Source organism: Agrococcus pavilionensis RW1, assembly GCF_000400485.1.
GTDB lineage: Bacteria > Actinomycetota > Actinomycetes > Actinomycetales > Microbacteriaceae > Agrococcus > Agrococcus pavilionensis.
In genome coordinates this window covers 137,776-156,326 of the sequence record NZ_ASHR01000028.1, presented here as the reverse complement: position 1 = coordinate 156,326, position 18,551 = coordinate 137,776, and the positions used below count along the sequence as shown (strand labels likewise).

The 18,551-nt window shown below is 73.9% G+C and carries 10 protein-coding genes; all 10 read left to right on the top strand.

Annotated features, from left to right (window positions below):
- Positions 1-198: 198 nt before the first annotated feature.
- The 10 genes from L332_RS24450 (at position 199) to L332_RS24405 (ending at position 18,549) form a co-directional block, all read left to right on the top strand.
- Complete coding sequence (locus L332_RS24450) at positions 199-1,584, top strand: hypothetical protein (RefSeq protein WP_021010937.1); 1,386 nt, start codon at positions 199-201, stop codon at positions 1,582-1,584.
- Positions 1,585-1,777: 193 nt separating this feature from the next.
- Positions 1,778-7,891, top strand: coding sequence for an Ig-like domain-containing protein (locus L332_RS24445; RefSeq protein ID WP_021010936.1), 6,114 nt, complete (start codon positions 1,778-1,780; stop codon positions 7,889-7,891).
- Between the two features lie 16 nt (positions 7,892-7,907).
- On the top strand, positions 7,908-8,888 hold the full coding sequence (locus tag L332_RS24440) for an AAA family ATPase (protein ID WP_021010935.1): 981 nt from the start codon (positions 7,908-7,910) through the stop codon (positions 8,886-8,888).
- Complete coding sequence (locus L332_RS24435) at positions 8,885-10,255, top strand: DUF58 domain-containing protein (protein WP_021010934.1); 1,371 nt, start codon at positions 8,885-8,887, stop codon at positions 10,253-10,255. Before L332_RS24440 ends, L332_RS24435 begins: the two co-directional genes overlap by 4 nt.
- Positions 10,252-12,558: a transglutaminase TgpA family protein gene (locus L332_RS24430; RefSeq protein ID WP_021010933.1), complete on the top strand. Its 2,307-nt coding sequence runs from the start codon at positions 10,252-10,254 to the stop codon at positions 12,556-12,558. Before L332_RS24435 ends, L332_RS24430 begins: the two co-directional genes overlap by 4 nt.
- Positions 12,555-14,063: an RDD family protein gene (locus L332_RS24425; RefSeq protein WP_021010932.1), complete on the top strand. Its 1,509-nt coding sequence runs from the start codon at positions 12,555-12,557 to the stop codon at positions 14,061-14,063. Before L332_RS24430 ends, L332_RS24425 begins: the two co-directional genes overlap by 4 nt.
- On the top strand, positions 14,060-14,887 hold the full coding sequence (locus tag L332_RS24420; RefSeq protein WP_021010931.1) for a PP2C family protein-serine/threonine phosphatase: 828 nt from the start codon (positions 14,060-14,062) through the stop codon (positions 14,885-14,887). Before L332_RS24425 ends, L332_RS24420 begins: the two co-directional genes overlap by 4 nt.
- Positions 14,884-16,326, top strand: coding sequence for an FHA domain-containing protein (locus tag L332_RS24415; RefSeq protein WP_021010930.1), 1,443 nt, complete (start codon positions 14,884-14,886; stop codon positions 16,324-16,326). Before L332_RS24420 ends, L332_RS24415 begins: the two co-directional genes overlap by 4 nt.
- A complete protein-coding gene (locus tag L332_RS24410; protein ID WP_021010929.1) occupies positions 16,323-17,816 on the top strand; it encodes a serine/threonine-protein kinase in 1,494 nt (497 codons plus the stop codon). The genes L332_RS24415 and L332_RS24410 overlap by 4 nt, the downstream gene beginning before the upstream one ends.
- Positions 17,809-18,549, top strand: coding sequence for an FHA domain-containing protein (locus L332_RS24405; protein WP_021010928.1), 741 nt, complete (start codon positions 17,809-17,811; stop codon positions 18,547-18,549). Before L332_RS24410 ends, L332_RS24405 begins: the two co-directional genes overlap by 8 nt.
- Positions 18,550-18,551: the final 2 nt, after the last annotated feature.

Sequence of the window (18,551 nt, the reverse complement as noted above, 5' to 3'; positions counted from 1 at the left end):
CACTCAGGATCGAGTAGCGCGCGGCGAAGCCGCACGCGTACCGAGATCCACACGAGGAGGGCCGTTCCCGAGAGGGAGCGGCCCTCCGTCGCGTCCCGGCGCGATTCGCCCGCTCGCGGTGCGCCGCCCGATCCCTGCCCCGCCTCGCCCCTAGGATCGCCCCGACCCGGCACCGTGCCGGCGCAGGAGGTTCCACCCATGAGCGACCAGCAGTCCACGTCGTGGCGCGACCGCTTCTTCGGCACCGCGCCGCTCGCCGAGGCGACGCCCGACGAGCGCGGCGGAGCGCCCGCGGATGCCGACGTCGATGCGTCCGAGGTCTCGGCGGCGCACTCCGCGGAGCGCGCGCCCGACTCGACGGAGGCCGCGACGACGACGGTCGACGAGCACGACGAGCACCAGCCGCTCGTCGAGCACGAGCCCGAGGCGGACACCGCGGTGCTCGAGCGACCGGCCGCGAGCGACAGCCCGATCGAGCCGACGGTCATCGCGCCCTCGTCGCTGCGCGGCCCCTCGCACTCCGCGGCGCACCCTGACGACGCCGCTCGCCCCTCCGCCGAGCAGGTGCACGGCGAGGCCGCATCCAGCTCGCTCGAGAGCGAGCCGGTGGCCGAGTTGACCGAGCCCCCGGCGCTCGTCGAGCCCCGCCGCCCCTCCTTCGGCCTGCGTCGCCACGGCGACGCCGACGCCCCCGGCGCCGCGAGCGGCGACCGCGACCGGGAGTTCGTCGAGCCCGAGCCGACCCAGGCGATCGACGCCCAGCGCCGGGACGACGACGACGCGACGCGCGCCATGGACACCGTCGGCGACGACCGCGACGCCGACGCGACCGATGACGCGCCGACGCGCGCGATGGACGCGCAGGCCGACGAGCCGACGCAGTCGCTCCAGCAGCCGCTGCGCGACCGCTCCAATCGCTTCGGCATCGTGCGCGACGACGTCCGCGACGAGGTGCCGGACTCCGCGATCGGCGGGGATGCCACGACGACCGGCGCCGGTGCGCCGATCGTGCTCGTCGAGGAGCCGGTGCCTCCGCGCCGCAAGGGTGCGCGCGGGGTCGGCGTCGCCGTCGTGCTCCTCGCGACGCTCGTCTTCGCCCTCCTGCACGCCGCGGCCTTCTTCGCCGTCGGCTACCTCTTCGACCGGCAGTTCGACGCCGCCGAGACGCTGCAGTCGCTGTGGCTGCGCCCCTCGTACCTGCTCCCCGTCGTCGTCTTCTTCGTCGGCTACCTGCTGCTGAGCCTCATCGCCAACCGCGCCGGCTGGTGGGCCCACGTGCTCGGCGGGTTCGTCGTCGCGCTGCTCGCGTACGCCGCGCACATCGCCGGCGCCTACATGGAGGCCGAGGGCGGCTGGGGCAGCTTCGCCGCCGTCCCTGGCATCGATGCCGCGTCGCTCGGGCAGCTGCTGCTCGCGCCGCTCTCGGTGCTCGCGTTCGTCCTCGCGCGCGAGGTGCCCATCTGGGTCGGCGGCATCCAGTCGCGCCGCGGCCGACGGGCGCGGGAGCGGAACCGCCAGGCGATGGACGATTTCAACAGCGAGCACGCCGAGCAGCTCGCCGCGTACGAGCGCGCACGCGGCTGAGTCGTGCGGCGCTGAGGGGCGGCCCGATCGGTCGCCCCTCGCTCGTCTCCCGCGTCGATCTCCAGCGGATTCCCAGCAAGTCGACACCGTCGCGACCCTCATCAGGCGATTGGCGTTTGCTCAGGTCTGACACAATGGGGCCGCCGTTCCCCAGCCGGGTGCGGCTACCCGTGCCGTCGGAAGGGGCAGTCCTGTGCTCAGGTCTCTCTCGCGCCATCGCAAGTCGACGGCCGCCGGAGCCCTCATCACCGCCGTCTCCGTCGCACTGGGCATCGTCGCGTTCACGCACGAGGGATTCACGACGACCGACGTCGACCTCAACGACGGCGGCGTCTGGGTCACGAAGCAGTCGTCCCAGCAGCTCGGCCGCATCAACGTCCAGGCCGAGGAGCTCGACGCCGGCCTGATCTCGCCCACCGCGACCTTCGACGTGCTGCAGGACGGCGACGACGTCATCCTCCACAACCAGGAGGCATCCGTCGCCCTGCTCGTCGACCCGACGCAGGTCGTCACCGGCACCGCCGTGCAGCTGCCGCCGCAAGCCGGCATCGCCCTCGGCGGCGGCATCGTCGCGATCGTCGACCCCGCCGACGGGGCGCTGTGGGCGATGCGGTTCGCCGACATCGGCGGCTTCTCGCCCGAGCACACCGACCCGGTCGCGGAGCTCGGCGCCGGTGCGGCCGTCACGGTCGGGCGCGACGGCACGGTGCACGCGGTCTCGATCGCCGATGCGCAGGAGCTCACGCTGCCGCTCGTCGACGGCGCGCTCGGCGAGCCCGAGCTGCGCGGGCGCGAGGAGCTCGGCGCGATGGAGGAGCCGATCGTCACGACCGTGGGCGACCGCGCGGTCGTGCACGACGAGGCCACCTCGACGCTGCTGCTCCCGGGCGGCGCGGTGCCGACCCCCGAGGGGGCCGCGGTGCAGCTCGACGGCGATCGCTCCGACCGCGTCATCCTCGCGACTCCCGACAGCCTCATCCGCCAGCCGCTCGGCGGCGGCGACGCCGAGGTCGAGGAGATCGCGGGCGGCGGCGAGGCGGTGCGCCCCGTGCAGCTCGGCGGATGCGTCTACGGCGTGTGGCCGGGGAGCGCCCAGTTCGTGCGCGATTGCGACGACGACGCGCGCGACCTCCGCGCGCAGGTGCCCGAGATGGACGGCTCGCCCGCGACGTTCCGCGTCAACCGCGATGCGGTCGTGCTCAACCAGTTCGTCGAGGGCGCGTCGTGGCTGCTCTCGGACACGCTCATCCTCGTCGACAACTGGGAGGACCTCGTGCCGCCGCAGGACGAGAGCCGCTCCGACGAGGAGGACTCGGAGTCGACCGACGACCTGCTGACGAACCAGCCGCCGCCCATCAACGAGGAGAACACCGAGCCGAGCGCCGAGGACGACCGCTTCGGCGCGCGCCCCGGCACCTCGACGCTCCTGCCGGTGCTCTGGAACGACGTCGACGCCGACGGCGACGTGCTCACCGCGCGCGTCGTGGGCGACCTGCCGACGGGCGTCTCGGTCGCGCCGGTCGCGAACGACTCGCAGCTGCAGGTCGAGCTGCCCCCGGACCAGGCGGCCGGCACGTTCACGTTCGGCTACGAGATCCACGACGGCCGCGAGGGCCGCGACCAGGCGACGGTCACGCTCACCGTGCGCGGCGAGGGCGAGAACGCGGTGCCGGAGCCGCTCCGGGCCCAGGCATTCGCCGTCGAGCAGGGCGGGGAGTACGAGTACCAGGTGCTCGCCGACTGGGTCGACCCCGACGGCGACGACATGTACCTCGTGAGCGCCACGACCGACTCGGGCGACACCATCCAGACCGACCCGTCCGGCCGCCTCGTCTACACGGCCACGGGTGAGGTCGGCCTCCAGAGCGTCTCGATCACCGTCTCCGACGGTCGCGCGGAGACGACGGGCGAGATCACGGTCGACGTGCGGGAGCGCGGCACGGCGAACCCGCTCGCGAACGCCGACTTCGTCACGACGATCGAGGGCCGCGAGGCGACGATCCGACCGATGCTCAACGACTTCTCGCCGTCGGGGCGGCCGCTGCGCCTCGCGTCGGTCGAGCCCGCCGCGAGCCTCGACATGACGTGGGACGCGACCACCGGCACGGTCAAGGTGCAGGGCGGGCCGGTCGGCACGCACTACTTCACCTACCTCGTCGCCGACGGCGCGCTCTCGAGCCAAGGCCGGGTGCGCGTCGACATCCGCACCCCCGATGAGGAGTCGCGGCCTGTCGCGGTGCGCGACATCGCGCTCGTGCCGCAGCAGGGCACGGCGCTCGTCGACCTGCTCGCGAACGACGTCGATCCGGCGGGCGGCGTGCTCGTCGTGCAGCAGTTCGAGATCGAGAACGGCGCGCCGATCAGCGTCGAGCTGCGCGACCGTCGGATCGTCAGCATCACCGACAACCGCGGGCTCGAGTCGCCCTTCCAGTTCACGTACACCGTCTCGAACGGGCGCTTCTCCGAGACCGGCACCGTCGAGGTCATCCCCGTCGTGCCGCCCGCGCAGCCGCGCGCACCGAAGGCGGTCGACGACGCGATGACCGTGCGCGCGGGCGACTACGGCACCCTCGACGTCATCGACAACGACTTCTCGCCCGACGGCACGCCGTTCCGGGTCGCCGAGCGCGTCGTGTCGACGAGCTTCGCCTCTGAGGCGGAGGGTGTCGCCTTCATCTCCGAGGGCCGGCTGCGCGTGCACGCGCTCGAGGGCGGACCGACGCGCGCGACGGTGGTCTACGAGGTCGAGGACGACCTCGGGAACCGCGACTCCGCGACGGTCGCCGTGACGATCGTGCCGCGCGACGCGGAGTCGAACTCCTCGCCCGCGCCGCAGACCGTCACGTCCCGCGTGCTGGCGGGCTCGACCGTGCGCATCCCGATCCCGCTCGACGGCATCGATCCCGACGGCGACGGCGTCGAGCTCGTCGGCTACGACACGGCTCCCGAGGGCGGCCGCATCCTGCCGACCGTCGGCCCCGACTACTTCGACTTCGAGGCGTTCCCCGACAGCGCCGGCACCGTCGAGTTCACCTACCGCGTGCGCGACCGCTGGGGCGCCGAGGGCACGGCGACCGCGATCATCGGCATCGCCCAGGCCGCCGACATCAACCAGACGCCCTTCGCCCAGCCCGACTACGTCGACGTGCGCCCCGACCGGCAGATCGCGATCCCGGTGCTCGAGAACGACTCCGATCCGGATCAGGATGCGCTGACGCTCGTCGCCGACGGCCTCGAGGGCATCGAACAGCTTCCCGACGCCGAGGTCAACACCGAGCGCGACACCGTCGACCTGCGCTCGCCGTCCGAGCCGGGCACCTACCAGTTCACCTACTCGGTCATGGATGCGCGCGGCGCGCGCGCGACGGGCTCGGTCATGCTGGCGGTCACCGAGGACGCGGAGCTGCTGGCGCCGATCGCGCGGGACGACCCGCTGCCGCGCGACCAGGTGGAGCTCGGCCAGGCGTTCGACGTGCCGGTGCTCGACAACGACCTCGACCTCGACGGCGACCCGAGCGAGCTCGAGCTCTCGATCGTGACGGGAGAGGCGGATGTCGTGCGGGGCGCCGTGCAGGTGATCCCGACCGAGTCGTTCCAGGTCATCACGTACCGCGTGACCGACATCGACGGGCTCACCGCCGAGGCGTTCGTCGCGGTGCCGCCGGTGCGCGACCGCGCGCCCTTCCTCTCGAAGACCGAGCCGGCGCAGATCGGCTCGGGGCTCCCGCTCGAGCTGCCCCTGCGCGACTACGTCACGACCTCGAACGGCGCGGCGCCGCGCATCACGACCGGCGACAGCGTCTCGGCCGTCAACCACGACGGCTCCGAGACGATCAAGGACGAGGGCACGCTGCTCTTCCGATCCCCGCAGGGCTACGTCGGTCCCGCATCCATCACGTTCGAGGTCACCGACGGCACAGGCCCCGACGACCCCGACGGCAACACCGCCGTGCTCACGATCGCGATCGAGGTGACGCCCTCGAGCGTCGTCGCGCCGACCTTCGCGGGCGCGATCCTGCGCCCCGAGGCGGGAGAGCAGGCCGCGACCTTCGACCTCCGCGACGCGACGCGCGACCCCGACCCCGGCGACCTCGAGGCGATGGTCTTCGAGCAGCGCGGTGGCTCGATGGCCGGCGTCTCGGTGTCGCTGCGGGACGGCGTGTTCAGCGCGACGGCCGACCTCACGACGCCGCCCGGCTCGAGCGGCTCGTTCCAGATCGTCGCGATCGACCCGCACGGCAACGAGGCGCCGGGCACGGTCGTCGTCGAGGTCGTCGCGACGACGAGGCCGCTCGCAGAGGCGCGCCCCGACAGCGGCGAGGCGACGCAGGGCATCGCGCTCACGACCGATGTCATCGCGAACGACTTCAACCCCTTCGCCGACCGCGGCGAGCCGCTGCGCGTGATCTCCGCCGAGACGGTCGCGGGGCAGGGCGACGTCTCGCACAACGACCGCGAGGTGACCGTCACCCCGGGCGCCGACTTCAACGGCGTGCTCACGGTGCGCTACACGGTCGAGGATGCGACGGAGCTGACCGCGCGCCAGGTCACGGGCACCCTCACGCTCAACGTCAAGGGCCGTCCCGACGCGCCGCCCCGACCGAACGTCGATGCGACGGGCGACTCCGAGGTCACCCTCACGTGGGGCGCGCCGCCGTCGAACGGCGCGCCCATCACCGGCTACGTCGTGCAGTCGACCGACGGCGCCATCAGCTTCCCGTGCCCGGCCACGACGTGCACGGTCACGGGCCTCACGAACAACGTCACCTACCGCTTCCAGGTCGTCGCGCAGAACGAGGTGGGCGACTCCGACCCCTCGGCGGCGTCGAACGAAGCGCGCCCCGACGTGCGCCCCGAGCAGCCGGCGCCGCCCTCAGCCGTCGACGGCGACACGCAGGTCGCGCTCACGTGGGAGCCGCCGGTGAACCGAGGCTCGCCCATCCAGGAGTACCGGATCGAGATCTCGCCGCCGGCGCCGGGCGGTGTCGTGCAGCAGACCGTGAGCGGCGGCGCCTCGAGCTACACGTGGACGGGCCTCGTCAACGGCACGTCGTACACCTTCCGCATCCAGGCGGTGAACTTGGCCGACGAGCCGAGCGACTTCTCCGCCTACTCGCGCGCCGTGACGCCCGCCGGCCCGCCGATGCAGGTCACGAACGTGCAGGCGACGCCCGACCGCTCGATCCCGGGCGAGGTGCAGGTGCGCGTGACGTGGGATGCCCCGAACGAGAACGGCGCGCCGATCACCGGCTACACCGTGACGCCGTCCAACGGCGCCGCGGCGGTGCCGGCGACCGGCACGACCGCGAGCTTCCGCTTCGACGCGGCCGGCGAGAACGTCAGCTTCACCGTCACCGCGACGAACCGCGCCGGCACGAGCCAGCCCTCCGCTGCGTCGACGGCTGTGCGCACCTTCACGGCTCCCGACGCGCCGAGCGCGGTGAGCACCGTCGAGGGCGACACGAACGCGGTCGTGAACTGGACCCCGGGCGACCCCAACGGCCTCCGCGCGAACGAGGTGCGCTTCGAGGTGCAGGGCGGCGGCAGCGTGCAGTCGTTCGGTCCGGGCGGCACGTACACGGGCCTCAACAACAACGGCGGGCCCTACACGTTCCAGGTGCGCGCCGTCGCCGTGATCGACGGCACGACCTACGCGAGCGGCTGGACGACGTCGAGCAACCGCGCCGCGCCCTACGGGCCGATCGGCGCGCCGCAGGTGAGCGGCACGGGCCAGGTCGAGCAGGTGCGCTTCACGATCAGCGCGCCCGGCCGCAACGGCCGCGACATCACGACGCGCTACCGGATCGGCAACGGCGGCTGGGTGACGTGGTCGGGCGGCGCGGTGACGCAGGCCGCCAACGGCGGGCAGACGGTCACGATCACGGTCGAGTCGTCGACGGGCGCCGCGGAGGCGGGGCACGGCCGCCAGACCACGACCGCGACCGCGAGCGCGACGGCTGAGCGTCGGCCGAACCCCTCGATCACGCTGAGCAAGGGCGATGTGGCGTACCCCTCGGGCGCGAACCGCTGCCAGGGCGCGAACGGCGAGCAGTGCCGCTACTTCCAGCTCAACTGGAGCGAGATGACGCCCGGCACCTACAGCTTCTCGTGCCACAACACCGCCTCGAACGGCGGCGCGTCCTTCCAGTCGGGCCAGGTGCGGATCGGCAGCGCCAGCGGCGCGACCCAGAACCGGCCGAACGGCGACAAGATGTGCTACTCCGGCTTCGCCGGGCAGGCATGGATGCAGATCTCCGGCGGGCCGGACAACGTCAACCTCAGCACCCCACGCGTCGGATGGCCGTGATGACAGGAGCAGAAGCATGAGCAGCACCATGACCCGCGAGCAGGCCGCCTGGTTCGCCGAGACGTTCACGCGCCTCGTCGACAACGTCGGCAGCGTCGTCCTCGGCAAGGCGGACGTCATCCGGCTCGCCTTCACCGCGATGCTCTCGGAGGGCCACCTGCTGCTCGAGGACGCGCCCGGCACCGGCAAGACGCAGCTCGCGAAGTCGATGGGTGCGACGGTGCAGGGCACGAACCACCGCATCCAGTTCACGCCCGACCTGCTGCCCTCCGACGTCACCGGCGTCACGGTCTACGACCAGAAGACGGGCGAGTTCGAGTTCCACAAGGGACCGATCTTCGCCTCGATCGTGCTCGCCGACGAGATCAACCGCGCGAGCCCGAAGACGCAGTCGGCGCTGCTCGAGGTCATGGAGGAGGGCCGCGTGACGGTCGACGGCTCGCCCTACTCGGTCGGCCGGCCGTTCATGGTCATCGCGACGCAGAACCCGATCGAGCAGGCGGGCACCTACCGGCTGCCCGAGGCGCAGCTCGACCGCTTCCTCATGAAGACGTCGATCGGCTACCCCGGCCGCGAGCAGACGGTGCGGATCCTCGCGGGCGCGTCGAACCGCAACGCCTCCTCGACCGTGCAGCCCGTCATCACGACGAGCGCGATCGCCGAGATGATCGACCTCGCGGCGACCGTGCACGTCGACGACGCGGTGCTCGACTACGTCGCGCAGCTCTCGGAGCACACGCGCGACTCGAAGGACACGCGCCTGGGCGTCTCGGTGCGCGGCGCGATGGCGCTCATGCGCGCTGTGAAGGTGTGGGCGGCGTCGAAGGGCCGCGCGTTCGTGCTGCCCGACGACGTCAAGGAGCTCGCGCAGCCGGTGTGGGCGCACCGCGTCGTGATCGACCCCGAGGCGGAGTTCTCGGGCGTCACGGGCGACCGCATCATCGACCGCGCCATCGCCGACATCGCGGCTCCGCAGGACCGGCAGCACGCTGCGTGACCACGGCGCCCGAGCGGGCGACGTCGACCCCCGCACCTGACCCAGACACCGGTTCGACGACCGGCGCCGCGTCGGAGACGACGCGGCTGCGCCGTGCCGTCGAGCGCGAGCGCACGCCGTGGCAGCGCCTCGTCGCGCGCGTCGTCGGCGACGAGTCGGCGACGGCCGAGGGGCTGCGCCGAGCGGGGCGCATCGCGCGCGAGCGGGTGTGGCCGGCGATCGAGCCCATCACGGGCTTCGGCTGGGCCGTGCTCGTCGGGACCGCGTTCGCGCTCGCGACCGGGATCGCGCTCGGCTGGAAGGAGCTCATCGTCATGGGCATCGCCGGCGCGCTCCTGCTCGGCGCCGCGATCGCCTTCATCGTCGGGCGCAACCGCTACCGGATCGAGCTCGACCTCGCCTACACGCGCGTCGTGGCGGGGGAGCGCGCGCTCGGCCGGATCGAGATCCACGCCGCCTCGACGAAGCCGCTGCTGCCCGCGACGATCGAGGTGCCCGTCGGCAAGGCGCTCGCGTCGTTCCACCTGCCGCGCATGCAGCCGGGCGACGTCCACGAGGACGTCTTCGCGATCCCCACGAGCCGCCGCACGATCCTGCAGGTCGGGCCCGTGCGCTCGGTGCGGGGCGACCCCGTGGGACTCCTGCGCCGCCAGGTGCGGTGGACGGATCCCGTCGAGCTCTACGTGCACCCCAAGACGGTGCAGCTCGACGAGACGGCGCCGGGCCTCATCCGCGACCTCGAGGGCATCACGACCCGTGACCTCACGAACAGCGACATCGCCTTCCACGCGCTGCGCGACTACGTCGCGGGCGACGACCGGCGCTACATCCACTGGAAGTCGTCGGCGCGCACCGGCCAGCTCATGGTGCGGCAGTTCGAGCAGACCCGGCGCAGCGTGCTCGCGCTCGGCCTGTCGACCTCGCCCGACGACTACGCCGACCCAGCGGAGTTCGAGACGGCCATCTCGATCCTCGGCTCGCTCGGCCTGCAGGCGATCCGCGACGAGATGGACGTCGCGGTGCAGACCTCGCGCAGGACCGTGCCCGCGAGCACGGGCAAGCGGCTGCTCGACGCGCTCTCGGGCGTCGAGTGGTCGCCGCGCGACGACCGCTTCCTCGACCTCGCCGCGACGATCGCGCGCGACCACGCCGGCGCATCCGTCATCATGCTCCACGCGGGTGCCCCGATCGACGCCGCGCTCGTGCGCCGCGCGCGCACCCTGCTGCCGCCGCAAGCGCGCGTCATCGTCTTCTCGGTCGTGCAGGGCGCGAGCCCGAGGCTGCAGCCGATCGGCGACGTCGCGCTCGCGACGATCGGCTCGGTGAGCGACCTCCCGCGCGTCATGCGAGGGGTGGCGCTGCAATGAGCGACGAGCGCATGCTGCCGCGCACCCCGCGGCAGGCCGCGATCGACTGCGCGGCCGTCTTCGCCGTCATGCTCGCGGCGACCCTCTCGTTCGGGCCCGTCTTCGGCGGCACCGCCTACCTCGTCGCGGGCCTCGGCGGCGCGATCCTCGGGATCGCGGTCGGCGTCGTGACCTCGCTGCGCCCGCTGCGCGGCTGGCTCATGACGGCAGCGGGATTCGTGCTCGCGCTCGTCGTCTTCGGCCCGGCGCTCGCGGTGCCGCGGCGGACGATCGCCGGCGTCCTCCCGACGCTCGAGGGATGGCGCGAGCTGCTGCTCGGCGTCGTCTTCTCGTGGAAGGGCCTGCTGACCGCCGAGCCGCCCGCCGAGGGCTTCCCGAGCCTGCTCGTCGTGCCCTTCCTCACGACGCTGCTCTGCGCGACGATCGCCACGGTGCTCGCGCTGCGCCTCGACCGCGGCGCCCCATTCGCGATGGTGCCCGGCGTCGTCGCCCTGCTCGTCGGCATCGCCTTCGGCACGAAGATCGCCTTCTGGCCGGCCCTGCTCGGCGCGCTCGTCGCGGGCGTCATCCTCGCGTGGTGCGCGTGGCGGCGGGCGACGTGGCGCACGGGGCTCAACGAAGAGGTCGAGGTCACGAACGACAGCCGCTTCCGCGTCAAGGCGCGCAAGCAGCGCGCCCGCGGAGCGATCGCGATGATCGCGGGCGCCATGCTCGTCGCCGGGCTCGTGAGCATCCCGGTGCAGCCGGCGAGCCGCGCCGTGCTCCGCGATGCGGTGGAACCGCCGATCGAGCTCGCCGAGTACCCGAGCCCCCTCGCGGGCTTCCGCAGCTGGCACAAGAGCTTCGAGGACGACACGCTCCTCACGGTGAGCGGCATGCCGGAGGGGTCGCGGCTGCGGCTCGCGACCTTCGACCACTACGACGGCACCGTCTTCGCGGTCGCCGGCTCCCAGCAGTCGAGCGGCTCGGGCTCGTTCGCGCGCATCGGTGACGAGGTGCTCGTCGCGCAGTCGGGCGAGCCCGCGACCGTGCGCGTCGAGGTGCAGGACTACTCCGGCATCTGGGTGCCCGACGTCGGCTACCTGCAGTCGCTCGCCTTCGAGGGGGAGCGCGCCGCGGGCCTGCAGGGATCCCTGCACTACAACGGCCAGACCGGCACCGCGATCGCGCTCGACGGGCTCGGCGCGGGCGACGCCTACGAGCTGCAGGCGATCGTGCCGCGGCAGCCCTCGCACGAGGAGCTCGAGGGCGTGCCGATCACTCGCGTGCAGGTGCCGGAGCCCGCGGTGGTGCCCGACCTGCTGCAGGCGTGGGTCTCGGAGCACGGCGCGGGCGGGCAGAGCGCGTTCGAGAACCTCGAGACGATGCTGCGCCTCATGAACAACGGCAGCTTCAGCCACGGGCTCGAGGGGGACATCCCCTCACTCGCGGGGCACGGGGCCGCGCGCATCCAGGACATGTTCGACCAGGAGGTGCTGCTCGGCGACGACGAGCAGTACGCGACCGCGTTCGCGCTCGCGCTCTCGCGCATCAACGTGCCCTCGCGGGTCGTGATGGGCCTCTATCCCGACGACGGCTTCAGCGGCGGCTCGGAGCCCGTCGAGCTGACGGGCAGCGACGTGCACGCGTGGGTCGAGGTGCCGTTCGAGGGCTACGGATGGGTGCGGTTCGATCCGACGCCGCCCGAGGACAACGACGAGATCCAGCCCGAGCCGGAGCCGCAGCCCGAGCCGAAGCCGCAGGTGCTGCAGCCGCCGCAGCCGCCGGAGGAGCCGGCCGAGATGTCGCCCGACACCGTCGCCGACGAGGGTCAGGAGGAGGACGACGAGGAGCCCGAGGACCGCTCGTGGGTCGTCTGGCTGTGGGTCGCGGGCGGCGTGCTGCTCCTGCTGCTCCTGCTGCTGCTCCCGTTCATCGTCGTCGGTGCGCTCAAGGCCGCGCGGCGGAAGCGGCGCCGCAGGGCGGAGCGCGAGAGCGACCGGCTCTCGGGCGGCTGGCACGAGGTCGTCGACGAGGCCGTCGACCTCGGGCTGCCGGTGCCCGCGGGCGTGACGCGGCGCGAGGTCGCCCGCGCGGTGGCGGATCGCTACCCTCGATCGAGAGCGACCGACATCGGCGACTTCGTCGACGAGGGCGTGTTCGGGCCCGGCGAGCCGGATCCGGCGGACGTCGATGCCTTCTGGCTCGACGTCGAGCGGAGCGTGCAGGGCATGCGCGCCGAGGCCACGACGCGGGAGCGCCTGCTCGGCAGGCTCTCGATGCGGTCGTTCGCCCGGCGGAGGCGAGAGCGGAGACGACGGTGATCTGGGAGATCGACGAGGGGCAGAAGCGCATCGAGGGCCTCGACGAGGCCGGTCGCCCCGACCCCGCCTACGCGGCCGCGCTCGGGCTCCGCCCCGCGCCGCTCGGCCGTCGCGCGCTCGCGTCGATCATCGAGCTCTCGCTCTACGCGCTGCTGCAGCTGCCGTACTGGCTCGTCGCCCTGCCCTCGCTCGTGCGGCTCGCGACCGGCGCGCTGCAGCCCTACGGCCTCGCGACGCATCCGGACCTCGTCTGGATGATCGTCGCGACCGCGGTCTCGTTCGTGCTCTCGACCGCGTTCGTGATCGTGCAGATCGTGCTGCACGGCCGCCGGGGCGTCACGCTCGGCAAGGCCTTCACGGGCATCCGGTCGATCCACGTCGCGACGCTCGAGCGACCGGGGATCAAGCGCTCGCTCGGTCGTGCGCTGCTGCTCTACGCGTTCTTCCTCGTGCCGATCGTCGGGCCCGCGCTCGTGTTCTGCTCGGTCTGGTTCGACAGCGAGAAGCGCGGCCGCAGCTGGCTCGACAAGGCCGCTCGCACCTGGTTCGTCGACGTTCGCGACGGCCTCGACCCGTACCACGAGAAGAAGATGCGCATCGCGCGCAAGACGGTGCAGGCCGAGCCGGAGGCCGCGAAGGCGCCGCTGCCCTCGCTCGCGACGCCCGCCGAGGCCGCGGCCGCCGCGTACCGCCCCGGCGCTCGCACGAGCTCCGGCGTCGTCGGTGCGGCGAGGCCGCAAGCGCCGGGAGCGCCGCAGATCGGCCTCGCCTCCTCGGCGTCGGAGCCGACGCCGACCCACACCGTCCCCGGCATGCCCGCGGGCGGCGCGCGCCTCGGCGGCTACCGCCCGGGCGAGCTGAGCGGCTCCGCCCCCGCGCGGTCGGCGCCGCGACCGAGCGCGCCCGAAGCCCCCGAGCCGCAGCAGCCCGCGGCGCCGCGCTACGCCCCGCCGATCACCGGCGGCATCGTCGACAGCGTGCCCGGTCGGACGCCCGCGCAACCGGTCGCGCACGTCGCGCCGATCGACGAGCAGACGATCATCGAGCCCGATCTCGAGCACGGCCCGGACGCGGGCCTCGACGACGCGGGCGAGATCGACGATCGCACCGTGCGCCGCATCGAGGTCGCCGAGCCGGAGGAGGACCTCGAGGCGACCCGCGCGCGCCCGTCGTCGCGCGCCCCGGTCGCGACGCTCGCGTTCGACACCGGCGACCGCTTCGCGATCACCGGCGCGGCGCTCATCGGCCGCAACCCGGCTCCGAGCGCCGGGGAGGTCGTCGACCACCTGCTGCCGATCGCCGACGACACCCGCTCCATCTCGAAGACGCACCTGCTCCTGACCGCCTCGCCGCTCGCCGCGGTCGACCGCGCCTCGACGAACGGCTCGAGCGTCGTGCGCGCGGGCGCCGAGACGCCGCTCGAGCCGGGCCGCGCGTTCCCGCTGCAGCCGGGCGACGTCGTGCGCTTCGGCGACCGCTCGCTCACGGTCGAGGCCGCGTCGTGAGCGCGATCGGCGAGTTCCGCTACAGCCACCCGTCGATCGCGCTGCGCTGGGCGGCGACGACGCACCCCGGGATGCGCCGGAGCGTCAACGAGGACTCGGTCTTCGCATCCTTCCCCGTCTTCGTCGTCGCCGACGGGATGGGCGGCCACGCCTCGGGCGACGTCGCAAGCGCGCTCGCGATCGAGGCGTTCCGCGGCTTGAAGGGACGCACGCTCGCCGACGTCGCGTGCGTCGAGACGGCCGTGGAGCACGCCTTCGAGAGCGTGCACGCGAACGCGGTCGGCGAGCCGGCGGGCGGCTCGACCCTCTCGGGCACCGTGCTCGTCGACGTCGACGGCGTCGCGCACTGGCTCATCCTCAACGTCGGCGACTCCCGCACCTACCTGTACGAGCAGGGCCGGCTCGAGCAGGTGACCGTCGACCACTCGATGGTGCAGGAGCTGGTCGAGACCGGTGCCCTGCGCCGCGCCGACGCGCGCCGGCACCCGAACCGCAACGTCATCACGCGCGCGCTCGGCGCCGGCGAGCGCCAGCCCGCCGACGTGTGGCTGCGCCCGGCCGAGCGGGGCCAGCGGCTCGTCGTCTGCTCCGACGGCCTCACGGGCGAGGTCGACGACCACGAGATCGCCGAGCTGCTCGGCGACGTCTCGTCGCCCGCGGCCGTCGCGGCGCTCCTGCTCCGCCGCGCGCTCGACGCGGGCGCGCCCGACAACGTCACGGTCGTCGTCGTCGACGTGGACGCCGTGGCGCTCGCCGACGAGGAGCTGCACGACACGCACGCGCACACGATCGACGACACCATCCCGAGGGAGGCCCTGCGATGAGCGCACGCCTGGAGTACGCGCCCGGCGAGGCCTGGTGCGTCGCGGCGGGCGCCGCGGTCGTCGTGTGCGAGCGCGACTTGCCGCCCGTGCGGGCACGAGCGCTCTACGACGCCGCCGCGACCGTGCGCGACGCCGAGGGGCTGCGGACGATCCTCGGGCTCGAGCCGACGGCGCTCATCGGGCTCGTCGACACCCCGGGCGCGCGCGTGCTGCTGCGCCGCCACGGCGTGCCCGCGACGGCCGACGACGCGACGCTGCCCGATCGCTTCGGCGAGGAGTGGGCACTCGACGAGACCGCGCCCGACGCGGTCGTCGACGCCGGCGGGCTCGCCGCGCTCGCGGGTCAGACCCTGCCGCTCGAGGGCGGCGTCGCGCGCGTCGCCGCCGTGCGCATCGCGCCCGGGAGCGCGGATGCGGCGAGCGAGCCGGCTCCGCCCGCGCCGGTCGCCGAGGCTCCCGACGACGAGGCGCGCTTCGGCGCCTTCGGCCAGACCCTGCCGCCCCGCGCGGTCGCCGCCGAGCGCGCCGAGGCGGAGGCCGGCGGGGCGCCCGCCGAAGCGCCCGCCGCGCCGAGCGCGCCTGCCGAGCAGGTCGCGCCGAGCGCTCCGGAGCCCGCGAGCCCTCCCGCTCGGGAGCCGGAGCCGGACGGCCCGATCGGCGGGCTCATCGACTCGGTGCCGGGGTTCATCAAGCCCGCGATCGACGTGAGCGAGATCGCGCCGGCGCCGCGCGCCGCCGCCCCCTCGCGCGAGGCGGCCGAGGCGTCGCAGCGACCGGACGCCGGCGCGACGCGGCCCGTCCCGGTCGCCGAGCCCGCCGCATCCGCCCCCGGTGCCCTCGACATGGGCGACCACGACGGCATGACGATCACCGCCGAGCAGGCGCGCCGGCTGCAGGCCGAGCGCGCGGCGGCCGCGCAGCCGCCGGCAGCCCCGGCGCAGCACGCCGGGCCGCCCGCGACGGGTCCGCTCGTGCTCTCGACGCTGTGCGCCTCGGGCCACGTCAACGCGCCGGGCACGACGGCGTGCACGACGTGCGGCGCGCCGGTCGACGACCGCAGCGCCGCCCAGCGCCGCCGACCCGAGGTCGCCGTCGTCGTGCTGCCCTCGGGCGAGCGCGTGCCGCTCGGCCGCGGCGTCGTGCTCGGCCGCAGGCCGCGATCGCGCCGCGTCGAGGACGGCCGCGTGCCGCGGCTCGTGACGGTCGAGAGCCCGAGCGAGGACATCTCGCGCAGCCACCTCGAGCTGCGCGTCGACGACTGGAACCTCGTGGCCGTCGACCTCTCGTCGACGAACGGCACGCTCCTGCTGCGCGAGGGCTCGGCGCCCCAGCGGCTGCGGCCCGAGGCGGCGACGATCCTGCAGCTCGGCGACCGGCTCGACCTCGGCGACAGCGTCGTCGTGGCGATCGAGCCCGCTCGCGCGGAGGACGCGCAGTGAGCCCGAAGCGCGCCCCCTCCGCCCCGCCCGAGCTGCCCGGCTACGAGTACGTCTCGCTGCTCGGCTCCGGCGGCTTCGCGGACGTGTTCCTCTACCAGCAGCTGCTGCCGTCGCGGCAGGTGGCGATCAAGGTGCTGCTGCCCGACGCGGTCAACCGAGAGCTCATCGAGAACTTCCGCCACGAGGCGAACGTCATGGCGCAGCTCTCGACGCATCCCTCGATCGTGACGATCTACGGCGCGGCCGTCGCTCCCGACGGGCGCCCGTACCTCGCGATGGAGTACTGCTCGAAGCCCAACCTCGGCGTGCGCTACCGCCGCGACCGCTTCGCGGTGCCCGAGGTGCTCTCGCTCGGCGTGCAGATCGCAGGCGCGGTCGAGACCGCCCACCGCGCCGGGATCCTGCACCGCGACATCAAGCCCGCGAACATCCTCGTCACCGCCTACAACCGGCCGGCGCTCACCGACTTCGGCATCGCGACGAGCTCGGGCGGCGCCGACGACGCGAGCGGCATGTCGATCCCGTGGTCGCCGCCCGAGGCGTTCCAGGACCCGCCGAGGTCGACCCCCGCATCCGACGTCTTCTCGCTCGCCGCGACGCTCTCGACGCTCCTCGCGGGCAGGACGCCCTTCGAGCTGCCCGGCGGCAGCAACACGAGCGTCGACCTCATCGACCGGATCCAGCGCGGCGAGATCTCGCCGCTCGCGCGCCACGACGTGCCGCCGCGGCTCGAGGCCGTGCTCGCCTCGGCGATGGACCCCGACCCCTCGCGCCGCTACGCGACAGCGATGGCGTTCGGCCGCGCGCTGCAGCAGGTCGAGGCCGAGATGGCGCTGCCCGTCACGCCGCTCGACGTGCTCGACGACTCCCTCGACGCCGGCGCCGTCGACGAGGAGGACGGCGGCGCGACCCGCATCCGGGGCGTCGTCTCGATCGACCCGCACGCGGGCGAGCCGGCTCCCGCGATGCCCGCGGGCGCCGTGGCGCCCGACGCGACGATCCGGCGGCCGAGGCCCGGCCAGGCCGCGGGCGCGCCGGCCCCGGCGGCCGTCCCGGAGCCGGAGGCCCCCGCGCCCGATCGCCGTCGCCGCACGATCGCGTCGGCCGTCGGCGCCGGCCTCGTCGTGCTCGTCGGCGGGGGCATCGTGTGGTTGGCGGTCGCCGGCAGCGCGCCGAGCCAGCCGCCCGCGAACCCGAGCCAGACGATCGCGGCGCCCGCCGCCCCGCAGCGGCCGCCGGCGCCCATCAACGTCACGGGCACCGTCGAGGGCGACTCCGTCACGTTCACGTGGGTCAACGCGCAGCCGCAAGCGGGCGACAGCTTCCGCTACCGCTACGAGCCGAGCGACGCCGACCCGACGATCGCGACCGCCGCGGGCGAGACGGTCACCGTGCAGCGCGACAGCGACGGCGAGTCGTGCATCCTCGTCACGCTCGTGCGCTCGGACGGTCGGCAGTCGAACGATGCGAAGGGATGTGTCGATGGTTGAGCAGGCACGGGCCGGCCAGGCGCCCAGGCTGCAGCTCGAGTTCGCGGGGGAGTGGTTCACGCTCGACCCCTCGCGGCCGTTCGTCATCGGCCGCGAGGGCGATCTCACGGTCGACGACAACCAGTACCTGCACCGCGCGTTCCTCGAGGTGCACCACCGCGACGGCCTGTGGTGGCTCGCGAACGTCGGCTCGCGGCTCTCGGCGACCGTCTCGAGCGCCGGCGGGGCGGTGCAGTCGTGGCTCTCGCCCGGCGCGCGCCTGCCGATCGTCTTCTCCGACGCATCCATCGTCTTCACCGCGGGCCCCACGACCTACGAGATCGGCGCGCACATCGACGACGCGTCGTTCTCGCTCTCGACCGAGCACCGGCGCCGCTCGTCGGGCGAGACGACCGTCATGCCCGTCGGCCTCACCGAGCTGCAGAAGCTGCTCATCGTCGCGCTCGCCGAGCCGATGCTGCGCCGCGACGGCGTGGGCGTGAGCGAGCTGCCCTCGAGCGCCGCGGCCGCCGACCGGCTCGGCTGGACGATGAGCCGCTTCAACCGCAAGCTCGACAACGTGTGCGACAAGCTCGACCGGATGGGCGTGCAGGGCCTGCGGGGCGGCGTCGGGAAGCTCGCGAGCAACCGCCGAGCTCGGCTCGTCGAGTACGCCGTCTCGTCGCAGCTCGTCACCCGGGCCGACCTCGCCCTGCTCGACGACGCGGCGCTGCGCGAGACCGACGAGGACTGAGG

Bases quoted from the DNA above. Each gene is read 5' to 3' on its own strand.
- L332_RS24440 (WP_021010935.1), top strand. From the start codon at position 7,908: ATGAGCAGCACCATGACCCGCGAGCAGGCCGCCTGGTTCGCCGAGACG.
- L332_RS24430 (WP_021010933.1), top strand. From the start codon at position 10,252: ATGAGCGACGAGCGCATGCTGCCGCGCACCCCGCGGCAGGCCGCGATC.
- L332_RS24415 (WP_021010930.1), top strand. From the start codon at position 14,884: ATGAGCGCACGCCTGGAGTACGCGCCCGGCGAGGCCTGGTGCGTCGCG.
- L332_RS24450 (WP_021010937.1), top strand. From the start codon at position 199: ATGAGCGACCAGCAGTCCACGTCGTGGCGCGACCGCTTCTTCGGCACC.
- L332_RS24405 (WP_021010928.1), top strand. From the start codon at position 17,809: ATGGTTGAGCAGGCACGGGCCGGCCAGGCGCCCAGGCTGCAGCTCGAG.